Origin of the sequence: Pseudomonas sp. OE 28.3, from assembly GCF_014268205.2 — a bacterium.
GTDB classification, from domain to species: domain Bacteria; phylum Pseudomonadota; class Gammaproteobacteria; order Pseudomonadales; family Pseudomonadaceae; genus Aquipseudomonas; species Aquipseudomonas edaphica.
Genome location: NZ_CP077082.1, coordinates 1,733,957 through 1,759,012, shown reverse-complemented (window position 1 = coordinate 1,759,012; position 25,056 = coordinate 1,733,957). Strand labels below are relative to the sequence as shown.

General features: G+C 60.7%; 25 protein-coding genes. 10 read left to right on the top strand and 15 right to left on the bottom strand.

The features are described 5' to 3' along the window. The first annotated feature begins 100 nt into the window (after positions 1 to 100). The 3 genes from HU759_RS07875 to HU759_RS07865 all read left to right on the top strand — a co-directional run bounded on the left by HU759_RS07875 (position 101) and on the right by HU759_RS07865 (position 4,028). A complete protein-coding gene (locus HU759_RS07875) occupies positions 101 to 1,351 on the top strand; it encodes an OprD family porin (RefSeq protein WP_186616823.1) in 1,251 nt (416 codons plus the stop codon). Between the two features lie 83 nt (positions 1,352 to 1,434). Beyond that, on the top strand, positions 1,435 to 2,322 hold the full coding sequence (locus HU759_RS07870; RefSeq protein ID WP_017137240.1) for a polysaccharide deacetylase family protein: 888 nt from the start codon (positions 1,435 to 1,437) through the stop codon (positions 2,320 to 2,322). 110 nt (positions 2,323 to 2,432) lie between these two features. Beyond that, a complete protein-coding gene (locus HU759_RS07865; RefSeq protein WP_186616822.1) occupies positions 2,433 to 4,028 on the top strand; it encodes a M91 family zinc metallopeptidase in 1,596 nt (531 codons plus the stop codon). A 27-nt stretch (positions 4,029 to 4,055) separates the two neighbouring features. On the opposite strand, the gene pcaC is transcribed toward HU759_RS07865, so the two are convergent. From pcaC to pcaR, 11 genes are all read right to left on the bottom strand, one after another. After that, positions 4,056 to 4,454, bottom strand: a complete 399-nt coding sequence (gene pcaC, locus HU759_RS07860; RefSeq protein ID WP_017137238.1) for a 4-carboxymuconolactone decarboxylase — start codon at positions 4,452 to 4,454, stop codon at positions 4,056 to 4,058. A 245-nt stretch (positions 4,455 to 4,699) separates the two neighbouring features. Further along, on the bottom strand, positions 4,700 to 5,491 hold the full coding sequence (gene pcaD / locus HU759_RS07855; protein WP_017137237.1) for a 3-oxoadipate enol-lactonase: 792 nt from the start codon (positions 5,489 to 5,491) through the stop codon (positions 4,700 to 4,702). A gap of 10 nt (positions 5,492 to 5,501) precedes the next feature. Further along, the gene (locus HU759_RS07850; RefSeq protein ID WP_186616821.1) at positions 5,502 to 6,866 is read right to left on the bottom strand and encodes a 3-carboxy-cis,cis-muconate cycloisomerase; all 1,365 of its coding nucleotides are present in this window, start codon (positions 6,864 to 6,866) and stop codon (positions 5,502 to 5,504) included. Between the two features lie 9 nt (positions 6,867 to 6,875). Further along, the gene (locus HU759_RS07845) at positions 6,876 to 8,171 is read right to left on the bottom strand and encodes an MFS family transporter (RefSeq protein ID WP_017137235.1); all 1,296 of its coding nucleotides are present in this window, start codon (positions 8,169 to 8,171) and stop codon (positions 6,876 to 6,878) included. 189 nt (positions 8,172 to 8,360) lie between these two features. Then, positions 8,361 to 8,927, bottom strand: a complete 567-nt coding sequence (gene pcaG / locus HU759_RS07840) for a protocatechuate 3,4-dioxygenase subunit alpha (protein ID WP_186616820.1) — start codon at positions 8,925 to 8,927, stop codon at positions 8,361 to 8,363. A 1-nt stretch (position 8,928) separates the two neighbouring features. Continuing rightward, a complete protein-coding gene (pcaH, locus tag HU759_RS07835) occupies positions 8,929 to 9,633 on the bottom strand; it encodes a protocatechuate 3,4-dioxygenase subunit beta (protein ID WP_017137233.1) in 705 nt (234 codons plus the stop codon). A gap of 17 nt (positions 9,634 to 9,650) precedes the next feature. Beyond that, the gene (gene pcaF / locus HU759_RS07830) at positions 9,651 to 10,853 is read right to left on the bottom strand and encodes a 3-oxoadipyl-CoA thiolase (protein WP_169985849.1); all 1,203 of its coding nucleotides are present in this window, start codon (positions 10,851 to 10,853) and stop codon (positions 9,651 to 9,653) included. Continuing rightward, a complete protein-coding gene (locus tag HU759_RS07825) occupies positions 10,850 to 11,629 on the bottom strand; it encodes a CoA-transferase subunit beta (RefSeq protein WP_017137231.1) in 780 nt (259 codons plus the stop codon). The genes pcaF and HU759_RS07825 overlap by 4 nt, the downstream gene beginning before the upstream one ends. Further along, positions 11,629 to 12,486, bottom strand: coding sequence for a CoA transferase subunit A (locus HU759_RS07820; RefSeq protein WP_017137230.1), 858 nt, complete (start codon positions 12,484 to 12,486; stop codon positions 11,629 to 11,631). Before HU759_RS07820 ends, HU759_RS07825 begins: the two co-directional genes overlap by 1 nt. Before the next feature lie 243 nt (positions 12,487 to 12,729). After that, entirely contained in the window at positions 12,730 to 14,070 is a 1,341-nt protein-coding gene (locus HU759_RS07815) for an MFS transporter (RefSeq protein ID WP_017137229.1), read from the bottom strand. A gap of 144 nt (positions 14,071 to 14,214) precedes the next feature. Continuing rightward, on the bottom strand, positions 14,215 to 15,057 hold the full coding sequence (pcaR, locus tag HU759_RS07810; protein ID WP_017137228.1) for a pca regulon transcriptional regulator PcaR: 843 nt from the start codon (positions 15,055 to 15,057) through the stop codon (positions 14,215 to 14,217). Here pcaR and HU759_RS07805 point away from each other — a divergent pair. The 3 genes from HU759_RS07805 (at position 15,046) to HU759_RS07795 (ending at position 17,573) form a co-directional block, all read left to right on the top strand. Then, positions 15,046 to 15,267 carry a hypothetical protein gene (locus HU759_RS07805; RefSeq protein ID WP_138452464.1) on the top strand — a complete coding sequence of 74 codons (222 nt, stop codon included), beginning with the start codon at positions 15,046 to 15,048 and terminating at the stop codon, positions 15,265 to 15,267. The genes pcaR and HU759_RS07805 overlap by 12 nt on opposite strands. Before the next feature lie 295 nt (positions 15,268 to 15,562). Further along, positions 15,563 to 15,763 (top strand): hypothetical protein, encoded by a 201-nt coding sequence (locus tag HU759_RS07800; protein ID WP_003189295.1) that lies wholly within the window; start codon positions 15,563 to 15,565, stop codon positions 15,761 to 15,763. 334 nt (positions 15,764 to 16,097) lie between these two features. After that, positions 16,098 to 17,573, top strand: coding sequence for an inorganic phosphate transporter (locus HU759_RS07795; protein ID WP_186616819.1), 1,476 nt, complete (start codon positions 16,098 to 16,100; stop codon positions 17,571 to 17,573). Positions 17,574 to 17,774: 201 nt separating this feature from the next. On the opposite strand, the gene ccoM is transcribed toward HU759_RS07795, so the two are convergent. The 3 genes from ccoM to HU759_RS07785 all read right to left on the bottom strand — a co-directional run bounded on the left by ccoM (position 17,775) and on the right by HU759_RS07785 (position 18,783). Continuing rightward, on the bottom strand, positions 17,775 to 17,891 hold the full coding sequence (gene ccoM, locus HU759_RS30000) for a cytochrome c oxidase subunit CcoM (protein ID WP_017137226.1): 117 nt from the start codon (positions 17,889 to 17,891) through the stop codon (positions 17,775 to 17,777). Between the two features lie 143 nt (positions 17,892 to 18,034). After that, positions 18,035 to 18,196 carry a hypothetical protein gene (locus HU759_RS07790; protein WP_017137225.1) on the bottom strand — a complete coding sequence of 54 codons (162 nt, stop codon included), beginning with the start codon at positions 18,194 to 18,196 and terminating at the stop codon, positions 18,035 to 18,037. A 101-nt stretch (positions 18,197 to 18,297) separates the two neighbouring features. Next, positions 18,298 to 18,783, bottom strand: coding sequence for a lipocalin-like domain-containing protein (locus tag HU759_RS07785; RefSeq protein WP_099548593.1), 486 nt, complete (start codon positions 18,781 to 18,783; stop codon positions 18,298 to 18,300). Between the two features lie 158 nt (positions 18,784 to 18,941). Between HU759_RS07785 and HU759_RS07780 the strand changes: the two genes are divergently transcribed. The 3 genes from HU759_RS07780 to HU759_RS07770 all read left to right on the top strand — a co-directional run bounded on the left by HU759_RS07780 (position 18,942) and on the right by HU759_RS07770 (position 21,553). Continuing rightward, entirely contained in the window at positions 18,942 to 19,814 is an 873-nt protein-coding gene (locus HU759_RS07780) for a LysR substrate-binding domain-containing protein (protein WP_186616818.1), read from the top strand. 90 nt (positions 19,815 to 19,904) lie between these two features. Beyond that, positions 19,905 to 20,375, top strand: coding sequence for a RidA family protein (locus tag HU759_RS07775; RefSeq protein ID WP_186616817.1), 471 nt, complete (start codon positions 19,905 to 19,907; stop codon positions 20,373 to 20,375). Next, a complete protein-coding gene (locus HU759_RS07770; RefSeq protein WP_017137221.1) occupies positions 20,372 to 21,553 on the top strand; it encodes an aminotransferase class V-fold PLP-dependent enzyme in 1,182 nt (393 codons plus the stop codon). The genes HU759_RS07775 and HU759_RS07770 overlap by 4 nt, the downstream gene beginning before the upstream one ends. Here the strand turns inward: HU759_RS07770 and HU759_RS07765 are convergent. After that, positions 21,550 to 21,891, bottom strand: a complete 342-nt coding sequence (locus HU759_RS07765; RefSeq protein ID WP_017137220.1) for a hypothetical protein — start codon at positions 21,889 to 21,891, stop codon at positions 21,550 to 21,552. The genes HU759_RS07770 and HU759_RS07765 overlap by 4 nt on opposite strands. A gap of 217 nt (positions 21,892 to 22,108) precedes the next feature. On the opposite strand from HU759_RS07765, the gene rapA reads away from it, so the two are divergent. Beyond that, entirely contained in the window at positions 22,109 to 24,955 is a 2,847-nt protein-coding gene (gene rapA, locus HU759_RS07760) for an RNA polymerase-associated protein RapA (RefSeq protein ID WP_186616816.1), read from the top strand. Positions 24,956 to 25,056: the final 101 nt, after the last annotated feature.

Below are 25,056 nucleotides of genomic sequence, written 5' to 3'. Positions count from 1 at the left end.
TCATCGCCCACAACCCGCCCTACCCTACTTTCATCGCTCCCGCACCGCCCCTCACCATGGCCGGCACCTGCATAAACCCAATAACAACAGGTCCAACACCATGAGCACGTTCCGCCCGCGCCAGCTATTGCTGGCAACCGCTGTCGCCAGCCTTGCCCTGCCCGTCGCCGCCGAAGAACACGGCTTTCTCGAAGACGCCAGCGCCAACCTCAACCTGCGCAACTTCTTCTTCAACCGCAATTACACCAACCCGACCAAAACCCAGGGTGGCGCGCAGGAGTGGACGCAGAGTTTTATCCTCGATGCCCGCTCCGGCTTCACCCAGGGCACGGTGGGTTTCGGTGTGGATGTATTGGGCATGTACTCGCAAAAGCTCGATGGCGGGCGCGGCACCGGCGGCACCCAGCTATTGCCGCTGGACCGCGACGGCCGCCCGGCGGATAACTTCGGGCGTCTTGGGGTCGCGTTCAAGGCGCGAATCTCCAAGACCGAAGTCAAGGTCGGCGAATGGATGCCGGTGCTGCCGATTTTGCGCTCGGACGACGGCCGCTCCCTGCCGCAAACCCTGCGTGGCGGGCAGATCACCTCAAAGGAGATCGACGGCCTGACCCTCTATGGCGGCCAGTTCCGCGCCAACAGCCCACGCGACGACAGCAGCATGACCGACATGTCGATGGTCGGTAAAACGGCCTTCACCTCCGACCGTTTCAACTTCCAGGGCGGTGAATACGCGTTCAACGACAAACGCACCCAAGTCGGCGTGTGGAATGCCCAGCTCAAGGACATCTACAGCCAGCAATACATCAACCTGATCCATAGCCAGCCCATAGGCGACTGGACCCTGGGCGCCAACCTCGGCTTTTTCTACGGCAAGGACGACGGCAGCGCCCGGGCAGGTGACTTGGACAACAAGACCTGGTCCGGCCTGTTCTCCGCCCGTTACGGCGGCAACACCTTCTATGTCGGCCTGCAAAAACTCACCGGCAACAGTGCCTGGATGCGCGTCAACGGCACCAGCGGCGGCACCCTGGCCAACGACAGCTATAACTCCAGCTACGACAACGCCCAGGAAAAGTCCTGGCAAGTGCGCCACGACTACAACTTCGCCGCGCTGGGCATACCTGGCCTGACTTTGATGAACCGTTATATCAGCGGTAGCAACGTGCATACCGGCACCATCACCGACGGCAAGGAATGGGGGCGCGAGAGCGAAGTGGGCTATACGGTGCAAAGCGGCACCTTCAGGAACCTCAATGTGCGCTGGCGCAACTCCACGATGCGTCGTGATTACAGCAACAACGAATTTGATGAGAACCGGTTGATCGTCAGCTACCCGATAAGTCTGCTGTAAACCAGCGTCGGACTTACTGTATGGTGCGCGCCTGCCGCTGCTGATCCGCCCAGCAGCGGCCTCTATTCGAGCGCATGCACACCATGAAATTCTTCGCCATGCTGGTCCTGGCTCTGAGCCTTTGCGGCTGCATCGGCGCACCTGTCGTCCTGACGCCGCAGACGGCGCAACGCTTGCAGGCTCAGGCGCCCATCCGCTTTTTGTTGACCTTCGATGACGGCCCCAGCGCCTCGGGTTATAACAACCCCAGCCGGTCAGTGATGGCCGATTTGCTGCACAACCCGATACTGCCGGGCATCAAGGCGGTATTTTTCCTGCAGACCGAAGCGTCCCGCTCCGGTGGCAGCCTGCGGGGTCGCAAGACCATGGAGCGCGAATACGCCGCCGGGCATGTGTTGGCCTTTCACACAGCCACGGCGTTTCACACCAACCACCGTTGGCTCAATGACGCCGAGCTGGAAAGCACCCTCACCGAGGGCGCAGCCGACATTGCGTCGATCACTGGCACTGCGCCCACGCTGGTACGCCCACCCTTCTGGAACTACGACCGGCGCACCTTCGCCGCCTACCAGCGCCACGGCATGCATGTGCTGCTGACTGACCTGAGTGCCAATGACGGAAAAATCTGGGGTTTCAATGGCAGCCCACGCCGGCGAGCGAACTTGTATCGGCAACTGTCTGTGGTGCGCGAACGCATTGCTCTGGGCGAACTGCCAACGGTGGACGGCGTGATACCCGTGGTGGTGACCTTCCACGATATCAACCGTTACACCGCGCGACACATGCAGGAGTACTTGCAAATCCTGATGGACAGCGCTCGGATCAATGGCATGAAGGTCGCAGCCGAGCCGTTCTACACCGACCACGCCACGCTGGAACGCGCAGCGTTGGCACGCACAGTCAAGGATATGAATGAAGTAGTGCATCTGCCGGGGGTGTGGAACTGGGTGTGGGATGCGGACTCGCATTAGGCGCTCTGCGACGACCGGTTATATTTGCTGCTACTTGCGCTTGCCGCTCATGGGGAACTCAAGTTCACGCCGCCAACACACATAGGGACGTCAATAAAAAAGAGAATCCCATGAACGTCACTTCGCCATCGCTTAATCAGCATTCGATTGCCCTCCCGGATACAACGCCAACAGCATCGCAAGCGCCCATTGAGATCAGTGCCCGGCGTTCCTACTACGTGGGGCGCGACAGACCGATAGATTTTCTATACCTATCCTCGCATTCCAAACTCACTCCCGATCAGCATCCGCTGGACAGTACCCAAAAAAAATACATCAACACCGACGTATTGCGACACGACAAGCACGTGAAGTTCTACCAGGAAATCGCCTACATGAGCGAAAACGGCAAGCCGATAGGCTCGTCCTCCAACGAACTTGTAATCGAGACCGGTAACCGTGCCGACAAGGTAACCATTAAAAAAGGCCCGGGTCATAGTCTGATCGCGACCATCAACAATAAGCCCTATCAACTGAACCTGCTGACGTCCCCTGACGGCAGTGAATCGCAACCCTTACGCATCAGGACCAACGGGGGCGACGATTGTGTTCTGATCGATCCTGAAGTTAAAAACGCCATTCGCATCGAGCTCGGCGCCGGCAATGATTACGCGCGTGCCGGCGCAGGAGACACCCGCCTCTATGGCGGTGCGGGGAACGATATGCTCAAGCTTGGGAGCGGCGACGGCATCGCATTCGGTAACGATGGCAATGACGTGTTGATCGCCGGCACCGGGAACGGTGTCCTGAAAGGCAACAATGGCAATGACCGTATGCAGGCAGGAAAAGGCTCGGCTGATCGTCGCCTGTTCATGGACGGCGGCGACGGTCACGACTTCATGATTGTCACGCGCAACGACACTCAAATCCCGACAGTCCTGCACGGTGGCAAAGGTGAAAACCTGATCGTCGCAAATGGCCCCGCCACAATTTACACCGGGCGCGACAAAAACATCGTCAGGTCTGATAACGACAATACCGTCATCTACGCCAAACCGTCGGACGAGGTTCATCGTACCCCGGGCTCCCAGCGCGTTCACACGCAACACAGCGAGGTGGGCAAAAGTGGCTATGTGATTGAGGGCTCTGCCGAGTTCGTACAAAACGTAGAAGACGATATGGAGCTGCTAAGAATATCCCGGCAAGGCAAGAGAATGCTCGGTACTGCCGACGCCGCAGCTCAGCGGAATGATTCCCCGGTACGCATTACTGAATTGACGGAGGACAACGGCAGCTACTACTTCAGTAATGCGGCCATTCGCAACCACCTCGAAGCAGGTCACTCTATGGATACGCTGGCACCTGCGGCCCAAGGCTTCATCACACACCAACAAGCTGGCGCCGTCGCAACGGGTGCGCAGATACAATACAACCCCTCGTATTCGCTGGATGCAGACAGCGCACCCGTCAACGCCCTCTATCACGAAATGGCCCACGCCTATAATGGCGCCTCGGGAACGTTCCTCGCAGGCAGCACCGCCATACGGGAGAACCCCGACGGTGAACCCAATGATGAACGGCAAGCCGTAGGACTGTTTACCGTTGCTCAGCCATTTAATTTTGTAGGTCACCCCGCGGCCGAACCGAGTACAACAAACCCCAAGCCGTTTTCCGAAAATGGGTTTCGAGAGGAGATGCGCCGTCCGTTACGCACTACCTACACCTGAGGGGTATTGAGCGAGGGAGTGGGTTGATCAAACCGACTCCCGTGACTCGACGCCCAGCTCATCCCACACCGACTCGGCCAAGTGGAACGTCGCATTGGCTGCCGGTATCCCGCAGTAGATCGCGCTCTGCATCAGCACTTCCTTGATCTCGGCGCGTGTCACGCCGTTGCTGGCGGCGGCACGCAGGTGAAGTTTTAATTCTTCACTACGATTCATGCCGATCAACATGGCGATGGTGATCAGGCTGCGGGTATGCCGAGGCAGGCCGGGGCGGGTCCAGATATCACCCCAGGCGTGGCGGGTGATCATTTCCTGGAACTCGCTGTTGAACTCGGTCAGGGCATTGAGGCTGCGGTCGACATGGGCATCGCCCAGCACTTCGCGACGCACTTGCAGGCCATCGGCATAACGTTGTTTCTCGTCCACAAAAACTCCTTAAACATTTGATAGAAGCTCGAACACGTGTGGCGAGCAGGCTTGCCCTGCGCTGGGGCGCGAAGCGGCCCCAAAACCTGGCGATGCGGTTCATCGGGAAGAACGCGGTGTCTGTATCAGGGCCGCTTCGCCGCCCAACGCAGGGCAAGCCTGCTCGCCACAACAAGCCTGTCTGTCACAACAAGCCTGCTATACAGAACACGTCAGCTCTCCAGAACAAGCTCGCTGCCACAGGTTTAATCAGCCAACAGGAACGCCAGCACACGGTCGCTGAACGCGGCGCCGGCCTGTACGTTGGACAGGTGCGCCGCGTAGAACTCGGCGTACTCGGCGCCCTTGATCTGATTCTGGATAAAGCGGCTGCCGGCCGGCGGCGTAACGGCATCTTCGGTGCCGGCAATCGCCAGGGTCGGCACTTGGATCGTGGACAGTTGCTCGCGCAAATCCGCATCGCGTACGGCTGCGCAGTTGGCGGCGTAACCTTGGGGCGACGTGGCGGCAAGCATGTCGGTAATCTGCTGGGCCTGGTGCGGGTTGGCGGCGGCGAAATCGGCGGTAAACCAGCGTGCAATCGACGCATCGCGCAGCGCTACCATGGCCGCCGCACCGTCACGCAAAACCATCTCGATTCGCGGGTTCCAGATCTCCGGCGTGCCGATCCTGGCGGCGGTGTTGCACACCACCAGGCGCAGCAGGCGATCACCTGCGTGGATGCCCAGCCATTGGCCGATCAGGCCGCCCATGGACAGCCCGCAAAAATGCGCACGCTGAATATCCAGCGCATCGAGCAACGCAATCACATCGCGACCCAGCTGCTCGATGCTGTACGGCCCTTCGGTGACCAGGGATTTGCCATGGCCACGGGTATCGAAACGCAGTACGCGAAAGTGCTGGGTGAAGGCCGGGATCTGGATGTCCCACATATGCAGGTCGGTGCCCAACGAGTTGGACAACACCAGCACCGGCGCGCCCTCAGGCCCGTCCAGTTGGTAATGCAATGGGCCTTCGGCCAGTTGTACAAATGCCACGGCGGTCTCCTTACGCAGTCAAAGCAAAATGGTCGGTCACCGCACGGGTAACCCAGGTTTGAGCCTGGCCCAAGTAGTGGGCCGGATCGAGCAGGCGGTCCAGTTCCACCGCCGACAACTCGGCGGTGACCTGTGCTTCGTCCGCCAGAACCGCGCGCAGATGTCGCCGTTCGGCGACGGCGCGTTTACAACATTGCTCCAATAGATGGTGAGCGGTCTCGCGGCCCAGGCGTTGGGCAAGCACGATACTCACGGCTTCGGCCAGCACCAGCCCTTGGGTCAGGTCGAGGTTGTGCGCCATGCGCTCGGGGTCGACCTCCAAGCCTTGGCTCACCAACAGCGCCTGTTTCAAGGCACCGGACACCAGCCGACAAATCTCTGGCAGGGTTTCCCACTCGGCGTGCCACAGGCCCAGGCTGCGCTCGTGCTCCTGGGGCATGGCGCTGAACATCGTCGCCACCAGCCCCGGCACGCGGGTGGCAGCGCTGATCAACACGGCGGCGCCCACCGGGTTGCGCTTATGCGGCATGGTCGATGAGCCGCCCTTGCCCGGCGCCGACGGCTCGAACACCTCCGCCGCTTCGGTCTGCATCAGCAGGCTGAGGTCGCGCCCCAGTTTGCCAAGGCTGCCGGCGATCAGGCCGAGCACACTGGCAAACTCCACCAGCCGATCACGTTGGGTGTGCCAGGGTTGCTCGGGCAAGCCCAGTTGCAACTCAGCCGCCAAGGCGTGCGCCACCGGCATGGCGTGCTCACCAAGTGCCGCCAGGGTGCCGGACGCGCCACCGAACTGCAGCACCAACAAGCGCGGCTTCAGCTCGGCCAGGCGCTGGCGACTGCGCGTCACCGCGCCCAGCCACCCGGCAATTTTCATCCCCAGCGTGACCGGCGTCGCATGCTGCAGCCAGGTCCGCCCAGCCAAAGGTACGTCGGCATAACGCTGGGCCTGGGCAGCAAGCACCTCGCCCAATTGCGCCAGGTCCGCTTCAATCAGCGCGAACGCCTGGCGCAGTTGCAGCACCAGCCCGGTGTCCATCACATCCTGGCTGGTCGCGCCCAGGTGCACGTAACGCTCGGCACCGGCATCTTCAGCGGCAATCAACTTGCCCAAGGCCTTCACCAGCGGAATTGCCGAATTCCCCGCCGAGGCAATCGCCTCACCGAGGGCGTCCACATCGTAAAGCGAAGCCAGGCACGCCTGGGCAATCGGTGCGACGGCGGCTTGCGGAATCAGCCCGACCCGGGCCTCGGCCCGGGCCAGCGCCGCTTCGAAATCCAGCATGCCCTGCAAACGTCCCTGGTCGCAGAACACCTCGGCCATGCTGTCAGCGGTGAAGTAAGCGTCGAACAGTTGATTGCTCGTGCGCAGTGTCATAACTCATCCCTAGAGGTCGTGATGTAGATAAGCCGCCTGTTTGGGCAGACGCAGGCTGAACAGGAAAGCGACCGCCATCATCGCGGTGACGTACCAGTAAAAGGTATTTTCCATGCCAATGGATTTCAGGCTCAACGCAACGACTTCGGCCGAACCACCAAAAATCGCATTCGCCACCGCATACGCCAGGCCCACACCCAGTGCGCGCACCTGCGGCGGGAACATCTCCGCTTTGACCAGGCCGCTGATCGAGGTGTAGAAGCTGACGATCGCCAAAGCCAGGGTGATCAACACAAAGGCCAGGAACGGACTGGTGACGGTTTTCAGGGTCAGCAGGATCGGCACGGTGAACAGCGTGCCCAGGCCTGCGAACCAGAGCATCGAATTACGTCGACCGATCTTGTCCGCCAACATGCCGAACAGCGGCTGCATGCACATGTACAGGAACAGCGCGCCGGTCATGATGTAGCTCGACGTCTTGGCGTGCATGCCCACGGTGTTCACCAGGTATTTCTGCATGTACGTGGTAAAGGTGTAGAAAATCAACGAGCCACCGGCGGTGTAGCCCAGCACGGTAATGAAGGCTTTGCCGTGGTCGCGGAACAGCGCGACGATGCTGCCGGCGTCTTTGTCTTCACGCATTTCCTTGCTGGTGGTTTCTTTCAAGGTGCGACGCAGCAGCAGGGAGATCACCGCAGCAATGGCACCGATCACGAACGGAATCCGCCAGCCCCAGGCGCGCAGTTCTTCTTCACTCAGGATCTGTTGCAGGATCACCACCACCAGCACCGCCAGCAATTGGCCGCCGATCAGGGTCACGTATTGGAATGACGCAAAAAAGCCGCGCTGGCCCTTGAGTGCCACTTCACTCATGTAGGTCGCCGTGGTGCCGTATTCGCCACCCACCGACAGGCCCTGGAACAGGCGCGCCACCAGCAGCAAGGCCGGCGCCCAGGCGCCGATATCTTTGTAGGTGGGCAAAAAGGCGATGACCAGCGAACCGGCGCACATCATCAGCACCGAGATCATCATCGAGTTTTTGCGCCCGTGCTTGTCGGCCACTCGGCCAAACAGCCAGCCACCGATGGGTCGCATCAGGAATCCGGCAGCAAACACCCCGGCGGTGTTGAGCAACTGGACCGTGGGATCGTCCGAGGGGAAAAACGCCGGGGCAAAATAAATCGCGCAGAAGGCATAGACGTAGAAGTCGAACCATTCGACCAGGTTGCCGGAGGAGGCCCCGACAATCGCAAAAATCCGTTTGCTGCGTTCTTCTCCGGTGTAGTGACTCGTTTTTGTTGTCATGTTTTTTTACTCAGTGGGAACGGTTATAGCCTAGACATACTTTGCAACAACCATGTTCCGCAAGCAGACTTTTGCATAGGTGCGGCCTTGAGGGCGCCATCGCAGGCAAGCCAGCTCCCACCTTTGAACCTGTTCACCGTTCAAAATGTGGGAGCCGGGCTTGCCCGCGATGGCGCCCGCCAGCTCAACTCAATAATCGAAGAACACCGTCTCCTTGTCTGTGCCCTGCAAAATCACATTCCACTGATGCACACCCTGCGCATCCGGCTTGGCAATCAACGTAGCGCGACGCTCCGCAGGCACACACGCCAGCAACGGGTCATCGCCATTCAACGCTTCGCCATCGAAATAGATCCGCGTCAGCAGGTGCTTGACCAAACCACGGGCAAACACCAGCACCACCAGATGCGGCGCCTGAGTCGTGCCTTGCAGGCCCGGCACACTGCCCGGCTTGATGGTGGTAAACCGAAAGCGGCCTTCGGCATCCACCGGCACCCGGCCAAACCCTTCAAAGGTGGGATCGACGGCCTTGGCCTGCTCGTCTTCGGGGTGGTCGTACTTGCCGGCGGCATTGGCTTGCCAGACTTCCAGCATGGCGTCGTTGACGACATCACCGTTGCCGTCCACCACCTGCCCGCTGATTGCCACGCGCTCGCCCAAGGTGGCCGGCACGGTCAGGTCTTCGCGGTTCAGCCAGGTCAGGCCGATGTGGTAATACGGCCCGACGGTGTGGGACGTGGTCGCATTGAGGGTCATCTCATTTCTCCATCGGCGTGGCGTCGCGGCCGCGCAAAACGATGTCCCAGCGATAGCCGAGGGCATAGGACGGAATGGTTTTTTCCAGATCAAAACGCGCGATCAGACGCTGCTTGGCGCTGGTGTCCGGCACACAGTTGTAGATCGGGTCGTATTCCAGCAGCGGGTCACCGGGGAAATACATCTGCGTGACCAGTCGCGTCAGTACGCTGGGACCAAACAGCGAGAAGTGGATATGCGCCGGGCGCCACGCGTTGTGGTGGTTGCCCCACGGGTAGGCGCCGGGCTTGATGGTCTGGAACTGATACCAGCCGTCGGCGTCGGTGACGGTGCGGCCGGTGCCGGTAAAGTTCGGGTCCAGCGGCGCGTCGTGCAGGTCGCGCTTGTGGTTGTAGCGACCGGCGGCGTTGGCCTGCCAGATCTCCACCAGAATGCCCGGTACCGGCAGGCCGTTTTCATCCAGCACACGGCCGTGGATGATGATGCGTTCGCCCTGGGGCTCGCCTTCGTGCTGGGCGGTGAGGTCGTTGTCCTTCTCGTTGATCCGCTCGGCGCCGATGGTCGGGCCGGTGATTTCCGACAAGGAGTGCGGCAGAAACACCAATGGCTGAGACGGCGAACGCAGGTTCGTCGACTGGTAGGCCGGGTGCAGGTAATCAGGTTGGGTGCCCGCTTGCGGGCGCCGGTAACCGGGCTTGTCACTCATGGAGCAATCCTCTCTTATCAGATGCGTTCAATCGCCAGGGCCAGGCCTTGGCCGACGCCCACACACATGGTCGCCAGGCCTTTGCGGCCGCCGGTTTTCTCCAACTGATGCAGTGCCGTCAGCACCAACCGCGCGCCGCTCATGCCCAACGGGTGGCCAAGGGCGATGGCGCCGCCGTTCGGGTTGACCTGCGCGGCATCGTCGGCGATCCCCAGTTCACGCAGCACCGCCAGGCCTTGGCTGGCGAAGGCTTCGTTGAGTTCGATCACGTCAAAGTCGGTGACCGCCAAACCAAGGCGCTCCACCAGTTTGCGCACCGCCGGCACCGGGCCGATGCCCATTACACGCGGCGCAACGCCGGCGCTGGCCATGCCCAATACGCGAGCGCGGGCGGTGAGGCCGTGCTTTTTGACCGCTTCGGCAGACGCCAGAATCAGCGCCGCCGCACCGTCATTCACGCCCGACGCATTGCCGGCGGTGACGGTTTTATCCGGGCCATTGACCGGCTTGAGTTTGGCCAGGGCCTCCAGGGTGGTGTCGCGTGGATGCTCGTCGTGCTCCACCACGGTTTCGCCTTTTTTATGGGCGACGCGCACCGGCACGATTTCTTCAGCAAAGAACCCGGCGGCTTGCGCGGCGGCGGTGCGTTGCTGGCTGCGCAGGGCGAAGGCGTCCTGATCGGCGCGGGACACGTTGTAGTCGTCGGCGACGTTATCGGCCGTTTGCGGCATCGCATCCACGCCGTATTGGGCCTTCATCAACGGGTTGATAAAACGCCAGCCGATGGTGGTGTCTTCCAGTTTCATGTTGCGCGAAAACGCCGCGTCAGCCTTGCCCATCACGAACGGCGCACGGGACATCGACTCGACGCCACCGGCAATCGCCAGCTCCATTTCGCCGCTGGCGATGGCGCGGAAGGCCGTGCCGATCGCGTCCATGCCCGAGGCGCACAGGCGGTTGAGGGTCACGCCCGGAATGCTTTGCGGCAAGCCCGCCAACAGCAACGCCATACGCGCGACGTTGCGGTTGTCTTCACCGGCCTGGTTGGCGCAGCCGAGGAATACTTCGTCGACCGCGCTCCAGTCCACCGACGGGTTGCGCTCGATCAGTGCCTTGATTGGCAAGGCTGCCAAGTCATCGGCGCGCACCGTGGACAAGCCACCGCCGAAACGGCCGATGGGCGTGCGGATGGCATCACAGATAAAGACGTCACGCATCAGGCTTCTCCCGGTGCTTGGCCGTGGGCGGCGGCAGTGCGCGCTTCGAGATCACGCAGCGCGGTCAGCTCCACCTCGGTCGGCTCGGCGGTGGTGCTTACGTGGTCGGCAAAACGAATTGCCCAACCGGTGGCTGCCACCACTTGTTCACGGGTGACGCCAGGGTGCAGCGCGGTGACCACAAACTCATGGCTGCCCTCCTCCGGTTCCATGATGCACAGGTCGGTAATAATCCCTACAGGGCCGGCGCCAGGCAGGCCCAGGCGCTTGCGTGAGTCACCGCCTTCGCCGTGGCCGACCGAGGTAATGAAGTCCAGTTTGTCGACAAACGAGCGCGCCGACTGCTTGAGGATGATCAACACGCTCTTGGCGGAACCGGCAATCTCCGGCGCGCCACCGGCACCCGGCAGGCGCACTTTGGGTTGGTGATAATCGCCCACCACGGTGGTGTTGATGTTGCCGAAGCGGTCGACCTGGGCGGCGCCGAGAAAGCCGACGTCGATGCGCCCGCCTTGCAGCCAGTAGCGAAAAATCTCACCGGTCGGTACTACCGTGTCGGCGGTTTCTGCCAGTTCGCCGTCACCGATCGACAGCGGCAATACGCTTGGCTTGGCGCCAATCGGGCCGGATTCGTAGATCAGCACCACGTCCGGCGACGAGGTCAGGCGTGCCAGGTTGGCGGCCTTGGAAGGCAAGCCGATACCGACAAAGCACACCGAGCCGTTCTTGAGGCGGCGCGCGGCGGCGACGGTCATCATTTCATTGGTCGAGTAAGCCATTACTTGGCCTCCTGCGCGTGGGCCAGCTTGGCCTGGAATTCACTGAAGTCAGCGGTGCCGTGGATATATTCGTCGATCCACGCGGTAAAGGTCCCACGGTCGCGGGCGATGGGGTCCCACGCCTGATAGAAGCGGTTGTCGCGCTCGTTGTAGCCATGGGCGTAGGACGGGTGCGCACCACCGGGTACATGGCACACCGCAGTCAAGGCCCAGGTCGGCAGCACGCAGCTGTTCATCGGTGCATTCAGGTCATCGACGATTTCTTCGACGGTGACGATGCAACGCTTGGCCGCCAGGGCCGCTTCCTTCTGCACACCGAGAATGCCCCAGAGCAGCACATTGCCCTTGCGGTCGGCCTTTTGTGCGTGGATCACGGTGATGTCCGGACGCACCGACGGCACGGCCGCCAGCACTTCGCCAGTGAATGGGCAGGTCACGGTTTTGATCAGCGGGTTGACCTTGGGCAGGTCGGAGCCGGCATAGGCGCGCAGCACCGCAAACGGCAGGCCCGAGGCTCCGGCAACGTAGGCATTGGCCAGGTCGGCGTGGCTGTGTTCTTCGATCTCCAGCGGCTGCGGCCATTGCTTTTCAACGGCGTCGCGCAGGCGATGCAGGGAACCCACGCCCGGGTTGCCGCCCCAGGAGAAAATCAACTTGCGCGCGCAGCCGGCACCGATCAACTGGTCGTAGATCAGGTCAGGCGTCATGCGCACCAGCGTCAGGTCTTTCTTGCCCTGACGAATGATTTCATGACCCGCTGCCGTAGGGATCAGATGGGTGAAGCCTTCGAGGGCGACGGTATCGCCGTCGTTCACGAAGCGCTTGACCGCATCACGCAGGGTGAGAATTTCAGCCATGGGTTGGGCTCCCGGTGTTGATCGAAAAAGGCGCTGAGGTGGCGCCGAAGTGCTTGAAGATTAAGCCGGGCAAATGGGCCAAACAATCCGATAATCGACTCAGCGTTCGATTATCGAACGGATTGTTGTCTAGCTAATCGTTTACGAAAACTCGCTCAGTCTGAGGGCCTGGCTTATGTGGGAGCCAGCTCCCACCCAAGCCAGCTCCCACACAATTTAGCGCCCACTTGAATCGCGCGGGGATCAGGTAGCATCCGCATGGCTGACCATACCCTTGATCACCACGGCAGCCGTGGCCAACGCCGCCGGAATCACCAGCGCCGTCAGCACTTGTTCGAAGTTCCAGCCCAGGCCCAGCAAGGTGGCGCCCATCCACGCGCCGAGGATCGCGCCGAAGCGACCGATGCCGAGCATCCACGACACACCGGTCGCGCGGCCCTGTGTCGGGTAGAAGCGCGCGGCCAGGGATGGCATGGCCGATTGCGCGCCGTTGACGCACATTCCGGCGATCAACACCAAGGTCGCCAGTACGGTGATATTGCCCAGGCTCTGCCCCACGGCGTAGGCAAACACCCCGGCCAACAGGTAGAAAGTGCCGATGACCTTGTGGGGATTGAAGCGGTCCATTGCCCAGCCCACGCCGACCGCACTCAGCACGCCGCCGAACTGGAACAACGCGCCGATAAAGGCTGCCTGTTCCATACTGGCGCCGCTGTCGCGCATCAGGGTCGGCAGCCAACTGGTCAGCAGGTAAACAATCACCAGGCCCATAAAGTAGGTGAGCCACAGCAGCAGGGTGCCGGCGCTGTAGGTGCCGGAGAAGATCACCGCGAACACGTTGCGCGCCTTGACGGTTTTTTGCTCGGGCACGCTGAAGCTGCTCGCCTGGGCAACGATCGTAGGTTCGATGGGAGACAAGGTTTTACGCACCTTGTCGGTGCCGCGGTTGCGCACCACCAGGTAACGCGCCGATTCCGGCAGCCATACCAATAGCACCACCGCCAAAATCAACGGCAGAATGCCGCCGATCAGCAGCAGGCTATGCCAGCCAAACGCCGGGATCAGCTTGGCCGAGATAAACCCGCCGCCGGCCATGCCCAGGTTGAAACCGCAGAACATGCTGGTCACCAGCAACGATTTGTGGCGCTCGGGGGTGTATTCGGACAGCAGCGTCGTGGCGTTCGGCATCCCTGCGCCCAGGCCCAGCCCGGTCAGGAAGCGCAACACCAGCAGTTGGTCGACGTTGCTGCTGTAGGCCGAGGCCAGGCTGAATGCGCCAAACACCAACACCGCACTCACCAGCACCACTTTGCGCCCGAAACGGTCCGCCAGCGGGCCGGAACCGAGCGCACCAAACACCATGCCGATCAACGCGGCACTCATTACCGGGCCAAGGCTGGCGCGGTCGATGCCCCAGTCCTGGGACAGCGCAGGCGCAATAAAGCCCATGGCAGCGGTGTCGAGGCCATCGAGGAAGACAATCAGGAAACACAGGATTACCACACGCCACTGGTAACGCGAGAGTGGCTGGGCGTTGATAAAGGACTGCACGTCCAGGGTGGTACCGACAGAAGGCTGATTCATTATTTTTATTCCACACCGATGGCGGGCCAACGACCTGGGGTCGTCATTATTATTGGGCGGCTCTTCAGAGCGCTGCCGCACAGTAATAAGTCGGGGGAAACAGCGTCAATTGATCAAGCCGGGATCTGTGCGGTCACCGAACACTTAGGCAAACAGTTGCGCACTCAACTCGCGGCTGGCGCTGAGCATGCTTGGCAAAAACCGCTGCTCCAGCTCGCTGCGGCTGACACGCCCGGCGTGGGTGCTGACATTGAGCGCGGCCAACACCTGGCCGGAAGCGTCGTACACCGGCACGGCGATGGAGCGCAAACCCTGCTCCAGCTCCTGATCGACGATGCACCAGCCTTGTTGACGCACTTGTTGCAGGCATTCGAACAAGGCTTCGGGCGTGGTCAGGGTGCGGCTGGTCTTGGTTTGCAGGTCGGCGTGGTCGAGATAGTCCTTGAGCGAGGCATCGTCCAGCGCCGCCAGGAGGATGCGCCCCATCGATGTGCAATACGCCGGCAAACGCCCGCCCACCGACAGGTCCACCGAGATCAGGCGCTGGGTGGTGGCCGAGCGGGCGATATAAAGGATGTCGTCGCCTTCCAGGGTCGCCATGTTGCAAGCCTCGTGCAATTGCTCGCTCATACGGTCCAGGTAAGGCTGGGCCGATACGGCCAATGGCGTGGAGGACAAATACGCATGCCCCAGGGTCAAGACTTTGGGCAGCAGCGAATAGGTGCGCCCATCGGTGGTGGCATAACCGAGCTTGATCAAGGTGTGCAGGCAACGGCGCACGGCGGCACGCGGGATTTCGGTGCGATGACTGATCTGGGCGATGGTCAGGTGGCGTTTGCGCTCCTGAAACGCTTGCACCACTGCCAGGCCGCGCGCCAGGGAGGTCATGAAGTCCGGATCACCGGTAAACGCCTGGATACGCTTGGCCGGTGAAGCCACGATCGGCGGCGCCACTGATGCGAAGGAGTTGCGCAATTGATCGTTCATTTCCAGGGTCCTTTCTCTTGTTTTCAACCGCAGGGAGGGTTGGCCGCCATTACAAGCCGTGCCGGCCGGGATGCACAAGGTTGCGCCCGCAACATCGGGCGATTATCGGACAGCCATGCGATTATCGCAATTTTGCCGATGGAACCCGACAGCCGGGTAGACCACTACAGTCATGCGCAAAACGCGCAAATGACTCACACCGTCATGTAACAAAAGTCTCACACGAAGTTGACGCTTTTTAACTTAATGCTGATAGTTTTATCCAAATGCGCCGCTATAATGCAGCTTGTGCAGAGGTCAGCCCGATTTCATTATCATCGGGAGTGGAGCTCACGAGGCGATGCGCGTTACAGGCATCATCGGTCACACATACCTGTTTATAAGATTTGCCCTTTGGCCCTTTTTCAAACTTGAATGGTTCTACTGTTCAATCTTGAACAACCCGAGGACGACTTTCAGGCATGACGCTGCACCGTCAATACACTCAACTTAATTAGGTAACACTGTGACGAAAGACGAACTGCGCGCGGAACTTGAGCGCCAGGAACAACGTTACAAGGACGTTTACGGCGGGGAAGTCACCACCTACGCCGCGCAACCTGAACCCGAGCGCAAACCCTGGCGCAAACGGGCCAGTTTGCTGGATCAGGCATTTGCCCAGGAAATTCAAAAGATTGAACAGGAACTCAAGACCGAAGAGCCATAAGCCCTTCGCTCAGAGTTTCCAGGGTCTTGCTGTCTCTGCCGGCCCAGCGCCGGCGGAAGGCACCGTGCATTGGCTCACCATTGGTCAGCGTCCTGCTGCCGCCAACGAAATTTCATACAAATGTTTCAGACATGACGTTTGCATGACAAATCCGTGTCTTTTCGGCCCCGCACTTTATAAATCAAAGACTTGCCAAAGCCCCGAAAACCCTGGGATGCGCCGCTTTGCCCGGTGTTTTTTCAGTGAAGATTGTTACCGATGAGCAGCTAATGCATCGATTACTGAGGTTTTCTGGCATAATCGCGCCCCCTTACGACCGGGTCAGAAAACCTTCATGATCGATTTATTCAGCGGACTGGATGCTTGGGTTCTAGTGAGCCTGTTGCTCGCCCTGGCCTTTGTCCTCGCCTTCGAGTTCATCAATGGCTTTCATGACACCGCTAACGCGGTGGCCACAGTCATCTACACCAAAGCCATGCCGCCGCACCTGGCCGTGTTCTTCTCCGGGGTGTTCAACTTCCTCGGCGTGTTGCTCGGTGGTGTCGGCGTCGCCTACGCCATCGTGCACTTGCTGCCGGTGGAGTTGCTGATCAATGTGAACACCGGCCATGGCCTGGCAATGGTCTTCTCTTTATTGGCAGCGGCGATCACCTGGAACCTGGGCACCTGGTACTTCGGTATCCCGGCCTCCAGCTCCCATACCTTGATCGGCTCGATCCTTGGTGTCGGCCTGGCCAATGCCCTGATCAACGACATCCCATTGGCTGACGGTGTGAACTGGCAGAAAGCCATCGATATCGGTGCTTCCCTGGTGTTCTCGCCGATGGCCGGCTTCATGGTCGCAGCTCTGGTGCTGATCGGCCTGAAATGGTGGCGCCCACTGTCGAAAATGCACAAGACCCCGGACCAGCGCCGCAAACTTGACGACAAGAAGCACCCACCGTTCTGGAACCGTCTGGTACTGGTGATCTCGGCCATGGCCGTGAGCTTCGTACACGGCTCCAATGATGGCCAGAAAGGCATCGGCCTGATCATGCTGGTGCTCATCGGTATCGTACCGGCGCAGTTCGTACTCGACCTGGGCAGCACCACTTACCAGATTGAACGTACTCGCGATGCCACCGTGCATTTGAGCCAGTTTTACGAGCGCAATAACGCCACGCTCGGCGAGTTCCTGGCACTGGGCAAAAGCGTGAAGGACGACCTGCCGGGCAAGTTTCGGTGCAACCCGCAGCAGACCGAGCCGACTATCAATGCATTGATGGAAACCCTGAAAGGCGTTTCCGACTACCACTCGCTGACTGCCGAGCACCGCATTGAAGTGCGCCGCTACTTGCTGTGCCTGGACGACACCGCGAAGAAAGTCGGCAAGCTGCCGGGCCTGGATGCGCGTGAGAAGTCCGACCTGGACAAGCTGCGCAAAGACTTGACCGCCACCACCGAGTACGCCCCGTTCTGGGTGATCCTCGCCGTCGCACTGGCCCTGGGCCTGGGTACCATGGTGGGCTGGAAGCGTGTGGTACTGACCATCGGTGAGAAGATCGGCAAGCAGGGCATGACCTATGCCCAAGGCATGTCGGCACAGATCACCACGGCGAGCATGATTGGCCTGGCCAACATTTTCAGCCTGCCGGTTTCCACCACTCACGTACTGTCTTCAGGCGTGGCCGGGACCATGGTTGCCAATAAGAGCGGCCTGCAAGGCGGCACGGTGAAGACCATCCTGATGGCTTGGGTGTTGACCTTGCCGGCAACCGTGGGCCTGTCAGCCGGGTTGTTCTGGCTGGCGTCCAAGGCATTGGGTAGTTGATAGGCTGCGGCTGAAAAAGAAGGCGCGATCCTGATGGGGATCGCGCTTTTTTTTATCTCACAACTACAGGTGCGGGACGCAGAGCGTCCTCGGCGGCATTCCCACGCGGAGCGTGGGAACGATCACATTAAATAGCAGGCAAAAAAAAGGGCGACCGAAGTCGCCCAAAATGCCTTGCGTGCTCATGTAACCCAGAAGAACTTACGGTTCTTTACGCTTATTAGCGTCCTTCCAGATAAAAATCCCAAACCCTACAAAAAACAGCACCATGAGGCTGACAGTCAGCACCCCGGCAAACACCACATTATCGAAAAACATGACCGGCCTCCTGCTCATGCCCTGTTGCGATAGGGCTAAGTTAATGGAGAAGGCGGAGTGGAAAATTGACCGGGATCAATGTCGCCCGCAACGGGGCTTAAAGAAGGGTAATAACTGACCTGCATCAACAAATGCAGGCTGTTTCAACGCTTTTTCGGCTTGTTCTTGGGTTTTTTCTTAACTTTGCCAAGCGGCATCGCCTGCTCAAATGCCTGGCGAACTTCATTCAGGCGCTTGTCATTCAAGTCATGCACACGTTTGGCACGTTCGGCATTCAGGTCGATCAGTTTGTCGTCTTCACTCATGGCTGGGCTTACGTCGTGGCGGGAATGGCTCAATAATGCGGCCTCTCCCGCTCGACGGCAAATGCCTGGGTGAAAATCCTCGTACTTCTCTTTCCTGGCGCTTATTTATCCCGCTCAAACGTAATGATGGAACGTGTAGTCCCCGGCCAATTCGGCATTTGGCGCCAGGGCGTCAGCACTTCCAGCGTATCGCCCCTGACCTGAAAATCGCGGCATTGCACCGTCCCCACCCACGCCGGATTCCAGGCAGAATCAACCTCTGTGCACCATTGATTGCCCTCGACCCGCTCAATACCGGTATAAGCCACCAGCGTATTCAACAGCGCTGATTTTTCAGCGTCGGAAGCGCCGGCTTTTCTTCCCTCACCGGTCAACACGAAAGCCACTCGATGATCCGCGGTAAAAATAACGCGCCCGGAAGGACGGCTGCCCATTGCCGGAATTTTCTCACGGGTATCCTGGGACTCGACCTGATAGCCGACCAGCTTCCAGGCCCCGACCAGCGGTGACTCATTCGCTGCTGCGCCCGCGCAAAGGCCCATTGAAACAGCCAACCCGATCACATTTGCCTTTATAGGGAGTTTCATCGCTCTACCGTCTCAAAAAAGACACAGAGCTTTGCGCACGGCTGCCCGGGGAGATGTAGGGCATATCCCCAAACTACGACAGGAGAATCTGCGGGCGACAAAAGGAAGCACATCGCCCAAAATCGACACTTCCCAACTTACCCTGTAGGCGCACTCAGTTGGCACTGCACAATGACCTTCCGCCGCTGCTGGCCCTGCGCGCTTTTGAGGCGGTGGCGCGGCACTTGAGTTTTATCAAGGCCGCCAATGAGTTGTCGGTTACCCAGAGCGCACTCAGCCACCAAGTGCAAAAGCTCGAACAGTATCTGGGCAAACCACTGTTTATCCGACGCACCCGCGCGATTGATCTGACCGCCGACGGCCAACGTTACTACGACGAAATCCGCCCGGCCCTCGATATGATCGCCGCCGCCACCCGCGCGCAGAAAGTCGCCCCCACGACCACAATTTTGCGCGTGGGCCTGCTGGCCTCGTTTGCCACCCTGTGGCTGGCCCCGCGTCTGGCCGGGTTTCTCAACCGCTACCCGCATATCCAGGTGGAACTGCTGCCGGCGATTCAATTAGCCAACGTCGCCACCGCGGAGGTCGACCTGGCCATCCGCTATGGCAAGGGCGACTGGCCCGATGTACAGGCCACGCGTTTGATGGCGGAAGTCATTTCACCGGTGTGCAGCCCGGCCTTCAAGGCCAGCCAACTGCACAATGCGCCCTTGTTGATGGCCACCTCGCACCGCCCTTTCGAGTGGACGGATTGGTCGGCGCACTACCAGGTCAACCTCGACCACCATTCCCGCGTGCTGCTGCACGACTACAACATCGTGGTCGAAGCCGCCGTGGCTGGCCAAGGCATCGCCATGGGCCGTCACCGCCTGATAGAGCGCAGGCTCAAGGACGGCAGCCTGGTGGAAGCCTTTGACTGGCCGCCCTACCACAGTGAAATCGGTTACTGGCTGATCGTGCCTCAAGGCCCTGCGAGCCAAGCGGTCGAATGCTTCAGTCAATGGTTGAAAGACACCTGCGCCGATGCATGAGCTATTTCGATACGTCGAGTGAGATCTATCCGTTTGTCGCCCATTGATACAACAAACATGCTCAAACCTCTTAACCCAAGAGGATCCAACATGAGCGACTCCATCCGCCAACGCGTACAAGCCCTTGGCCTGACGCTGCCAACCCCTAGCCAGCCGGCGGCCAATTACATCAATCATGTGGTCAGCCAGAACCAGCTGTTTATCTCCGGGCAAATTCCTATGCTCGACGGCAAACCCACCTACATCGGCCGGCTGGGGCAATCCCTCAGCGATGAAGAAGGTGCCCAGGCAGCAGAGCTGGCGGCGTTGGGCTTGCTCGGCCAGTTAAGTGCTGCCATCGGTGATGACCTGTCGCGTGTAGTGCGCATTCTCCGCTTGGGCGTGTTCATCGCCAGCAGCGGCGATTTCACGCGCCAAAGCGTCGTTGCCAATGGCGCATCCAATCTGGTGGTCAATGCCCTGGGCGACAAAGGCCGGCACGTGCGCACCGCCGTCGGCGTCTCGAGCCTGCCCGCCGGCGTCGCCGTGGAGGTGGACGCAATTTTCGAGCTGCTGTCGTGAGCCCGCTGCAGGTCCAGCATCTGCGTGACGACACACCTGGCTGCCAATCAGGCATCGTGCACTTCAACCATGCCGGTGCCTCGCTGCCGAGCCAAGCCACCCTCGACGCGATCATCGACCAGTTGCAACGCGAAGCCCGCGATGGCCCGATGGAGGCCGGCGAGCATGGCGCGATCCTGGTAGAAAAAGCCCGGCGCGCAGCTGGGCAATTACTCAATGCGCCCGTCTCCTCGATTGCCTTCGCCAGCAGCGGCTCAACCGCCTGGAGCCTGGCTTTCCAGGCCTTGGGGCCGTGGCAGCCGGGCGATCGCATCCTGGTTGGGCGCCATGAATGGGGCGGCAACCTGGCGAGTATGCAGTTGGCCGTGCAAGCGGGTGCCCGAGTGGAGGTGATTCCCTGCGATGCAACCGGCGCAGTCTGCCCATTGGCGCTGGAAGCAATGATTGATGCCAACGTCAAGCTGATCGACCTGACCTGGCTGCCGGCCAACGGCGGCCTGATCAACCCTGCCCCAGCCATCGGCGAAGTGGCCAGGCGCCACGCAATCCCCTACTTCATCGACGCCGGCCAAGCGGTCGGCCAGTTGCCGGTGGATGTGCAGGCGCTGCACTGCGATGTGCTCAAGTCCGCCGGGCGTAAACACCTGCGCGGGCCGCGGGGTACGGCGCTGCTGTATGTGCGACCAGACTTTCTGCAACGCCTGAACCCCGCCCAGCGCGACGTGTTCTCGGCGCCCTGGACCGTTGAAGGGTTCGACCTGCGTAACGATGCCCGCCGCTTTGAAACCAGCGAAGTGTCCTACGCCTTATTGGCGGGGTTGGGCAATGCGTTGCAGGAAGTTAACCGACTGGGCGTGGAGCGGACATGGGAAAGGGTCTTGCAGCTTAGCGGACGAATCCGCGACGCGCTGCGTCAGATTCCGGGCGTTTCCCTGCACGATCTGGGCACGCTTCACTCAGGACTGATCGCCTTTAACCTCGCCGGCTGGGAGGCGTTTGAACTCAAACGTCGGCTGGGATTAAAGCGCATCAACATCGGCGCCAATGGTGTGGCCTACACGCCTCTGGATATGCAGGCGCGGGGTCTTACAAGCATCGCGCGGGTTTCTGTCAGCCCACTCAACACCGAACACGACATCGAGTTGCTGATCGCCGCGCTGCGCGAATTGCGCGATTAAACCTCGACGTCCACCCACAAACCCTGGCGCGGCGCGTCCTCGATCAGCGGCGCTACCGGCACGGTGTTGTCGGCGTTGAGCTCATCGCCGGGGATCGCCAAGTGCGCGTCAGGGTCTTCATCCGCTTCGCGCCGGCGTTTCTGCTGTTCTTGCTGGCGGCGTTGTTCTTCGCGCAGTAACAAAGTCGACTGCTCGGCATCGCCCTTTTTCAGGTCGATGGTGCTTTCGTTGGAGCCGGCCTGCACGGGCACCACGGGCGGGATATCCGGCTTCTGGCGCACCGGATCAAGTTGCGACGTGACCGGTACAACGCTCAAGGGCAGTATGGGTGGCAGCATGGTTTTTAGTCTCCTATTGCGCAGACTGTCGGCTGCGGGAGGGGCGACTTGAGCATCAAGCCCCCAACTTGTGAACCAATCGTCATCTATCCGACGAACATATCGCCCTTTTTCTTGCCGCTTGGAGCTTAAAGCTTGAAGCTGCAGCTATTCCTTTTGGTCTGGAAGCCGTGTTCCGTTAGAATAGTCGGCTTTTTCACGGCGGGAGTCAGGCAGCATGGCGCAGCAGTATCAACCGGGGCAACGCTGGATTAGTGACAGCGAAGCAGAGCTGGGGTTAGGCACCGTTCTGGCACAGGACGGGCGCTTGTTGACCGTGCTCTATCCGGCCACTGGCGACACTCGTCAGTATGCGCTACGGAATGCGCCCCTCACTCGTGTGAGGTTTTCGCCGGGTGACAGCATCACCCATTTCGAAGGCTGGAAAATGACCGTACAGGAAGTCGACGACGTCGATGGCCTGCTGGTCTACCACGGCCTCAATGGGCAGAACGAGCAGGTCACCCTGCCGGAAACCCAACTGTCGAACTTCATCCAGTTCCGTCTGGCCAGCGACCGTCTGTTCGCCGGGCAGATCGACCCGCTGGCCTGGTTCTCGCTGCGCTACCACACGCTGGAACACACCAGCCGTCAGTTGCAGTCCTCGCTGTGGGGCCTGGGCGGCGTGCGTGCGCAACCTATTGCTCACCAACTGCACATCGCTCGCGAAGTCGCTGACCGTATCGCGCCACGGGTATTGCTGGCCGACGAAGTGGGCCTGGGCAAGACCATCGAAGCCGGCCTGGTGATTCATCGCCAGTTGCTGTCGGGTCGCGCCAACCGCGTGCTGATCCTGGTGCCGGAAAACCTGCAACACCAGTGGCTGGTGGAAATGCGCCGCCGCTTTAACCTGCAGGTTGCGCTGTTCGACGAAGAGCGTTTTATCGAAAGCGATGCCGCCAACCCGTTCGAAGACACCCAGCTTGCACTGGTTGCACTCGAATGGCTGGTGGACGACGAGAAGGCCCAGGACGCGCTGTTCGCTGCCGGCTGGGACCTGCTGGTGGTCGACGAAGCCCACCACTTGGTGTGGCATGAAGAAAAAGCCAGCCCGGAATACGCGCTGGTCGAGCAACTGGCCGAAGTGATCCCTGGCGTGCTGCTGCTCACCGCCACCCCGGAACAACTGGGCCAGGACAGCCACTTCGCACGCCTGCGCCTGTTGGACCCGAACCGCTTCCACGACCTGCACGCCTTCCGCGCCGAAAGCGAGAACTATCGCCCGGTAGCCGAAGCCGTGCAGGAACTGCTGGACAAGGGCCGCCTGTCGCCAAAAGCGCACAAAACCATCCAGGGTTTCCTCGGTGACGAAGGTGAAGCACTGCTCACCGCCGTCAACGATGGCGACACCGAAGCCAGCGCACGCCTGGTGCGTGAGCTGCTCGACCGCCACGGCACCGGCCGCGTACTGTTCCGTAACACCCGCGCCGCCGTGCAGGGTTTCCCGGAGCGCAAGCTGCATGCCTACCCGCTGCCGAACCCGGACGAATACCTCGAACTGCCGCTGGGCGAACACGCCGAGCTGTACCCGGAAGTCAGCTTCCAATCGCAACCGGATGTTGAAGAAGAAAACCGCTGGTGGCGCTTCGACCCGCGCGTCGAGTGGCTGATCGACCAGCTGAAAATGCTCAAGCGCACCAAAGTGTTGGTGATCTGCGCCCACGCCGAAACCGCCATGGACCTGGAAGACGCCCTGCGCGTGCGCTCCGGCATCCCGGCCACGGTGTTCCACGAGGGCATGAACATCCTCGAGCGTGACCGCGCTGCTGCCTACTTCGCAGACGAAGAGTTCGGCGCCCAGGTGCTGATCTGCTCGGAAATCGGCAGTGAAGGCCGCAACTTCCAGTTCTCCCACCACTTGGTGCTGTTCGACCTGCCGTCCCACCCCGACCTGCTGGAACAGCGGATCGGCCGTTTGGACCGGATCGGCCAGAAGCATGTGATCGAACTGCACGTGCCGTACCTGGAAACCAGCCCGCAAGAGCGCCTGTTCCAGTGGTACCACGAAGCGTTGAACGCGTTCCTCAACACCTGCCCGACCGGCAACGCCTTGCAGCATCAGTTCGGCCCACGCCTGCTGCCGCTGCTGGAAAACGCCGACGACGGCGAGTGGCAAGCCCTGATCGACGAAGCGCGTGCCGAGCGCGAGCGTCTGGAACAGGAACTGCACACCGGTCGCGACCGCTTGCTGGAGCTCAACTCCGGCGGCGCGGGTGAAGGCGATGCGCTGGTGGAAGACATTCTTGAGCAAGACGACCAGTTCGCCCTGCCGATCTACATGGAAACCCTGTTCGACGCCTTCGGCATCGACAGCGAGGACCATTCGGAAAACGCACTGATCCTCAAGCCCAGCGAAAAAATGCTCGACGCCAGCTTCCCCCTGGGCGACGACGAAGGTGTGACCATCACCTACGACCGTAACCAGGCGCTGTCGCGTGAAGACATGCAGTTCATCACCTGGGAACACCCGATGGTGCAAGGCGGCATGGACCTGGTGCTGTCCGGCTCGATGGGCAACACCGCCGTGGCGCTGATCAAGAACAAGGCGCTCAAGCCAGGCACCGTGTTGCTCGAACTGCTCTACGTCAGTGAAGTGGTTGCGCCGCGCTCGCTGCAACTGGGCCGCTACCTGCCACCGGCCGCCTTGCGCTGCCTGCTGGATACCAACGGTAATGACCTGTCCGGTCGTGTGTCGTTTGAAACCTTGAACGACCAGTTGGAAAGCGTGCCACGCGCCAGCGCCAACAAGTTTGTGCAGGCCCAGCGCGATCAGCTCACGCCACGCATCAATGCCGGTGAAGAGAAGATCACCCCGCGTCACGCCGAGCGTGTGGCCGAGGCGAAACGCCGTCTGGCAGCCGACACCGACGAAGAACTGGCGCGCCTGACCGCGTTGCAAGCGGTCAACCCGACCGTGCGCGACAGCGAGCTGGTGGCGCTGCGCAACCAGCGCGAGCAAGGCCTGGCCATGCTCGACAAGGCTGCGCTGCGGTTGGAGGCGATTCGGGTGTTGGTGGCGGGTTGATCAACATGCGGGCCTTTGATCGTTCCCACGCTCTGCGTGGGAACGCCGCCCTGGACGCTCTGCGTCCGCTCCTAGAAGCATGACGCAGAGCGTCACAGGAT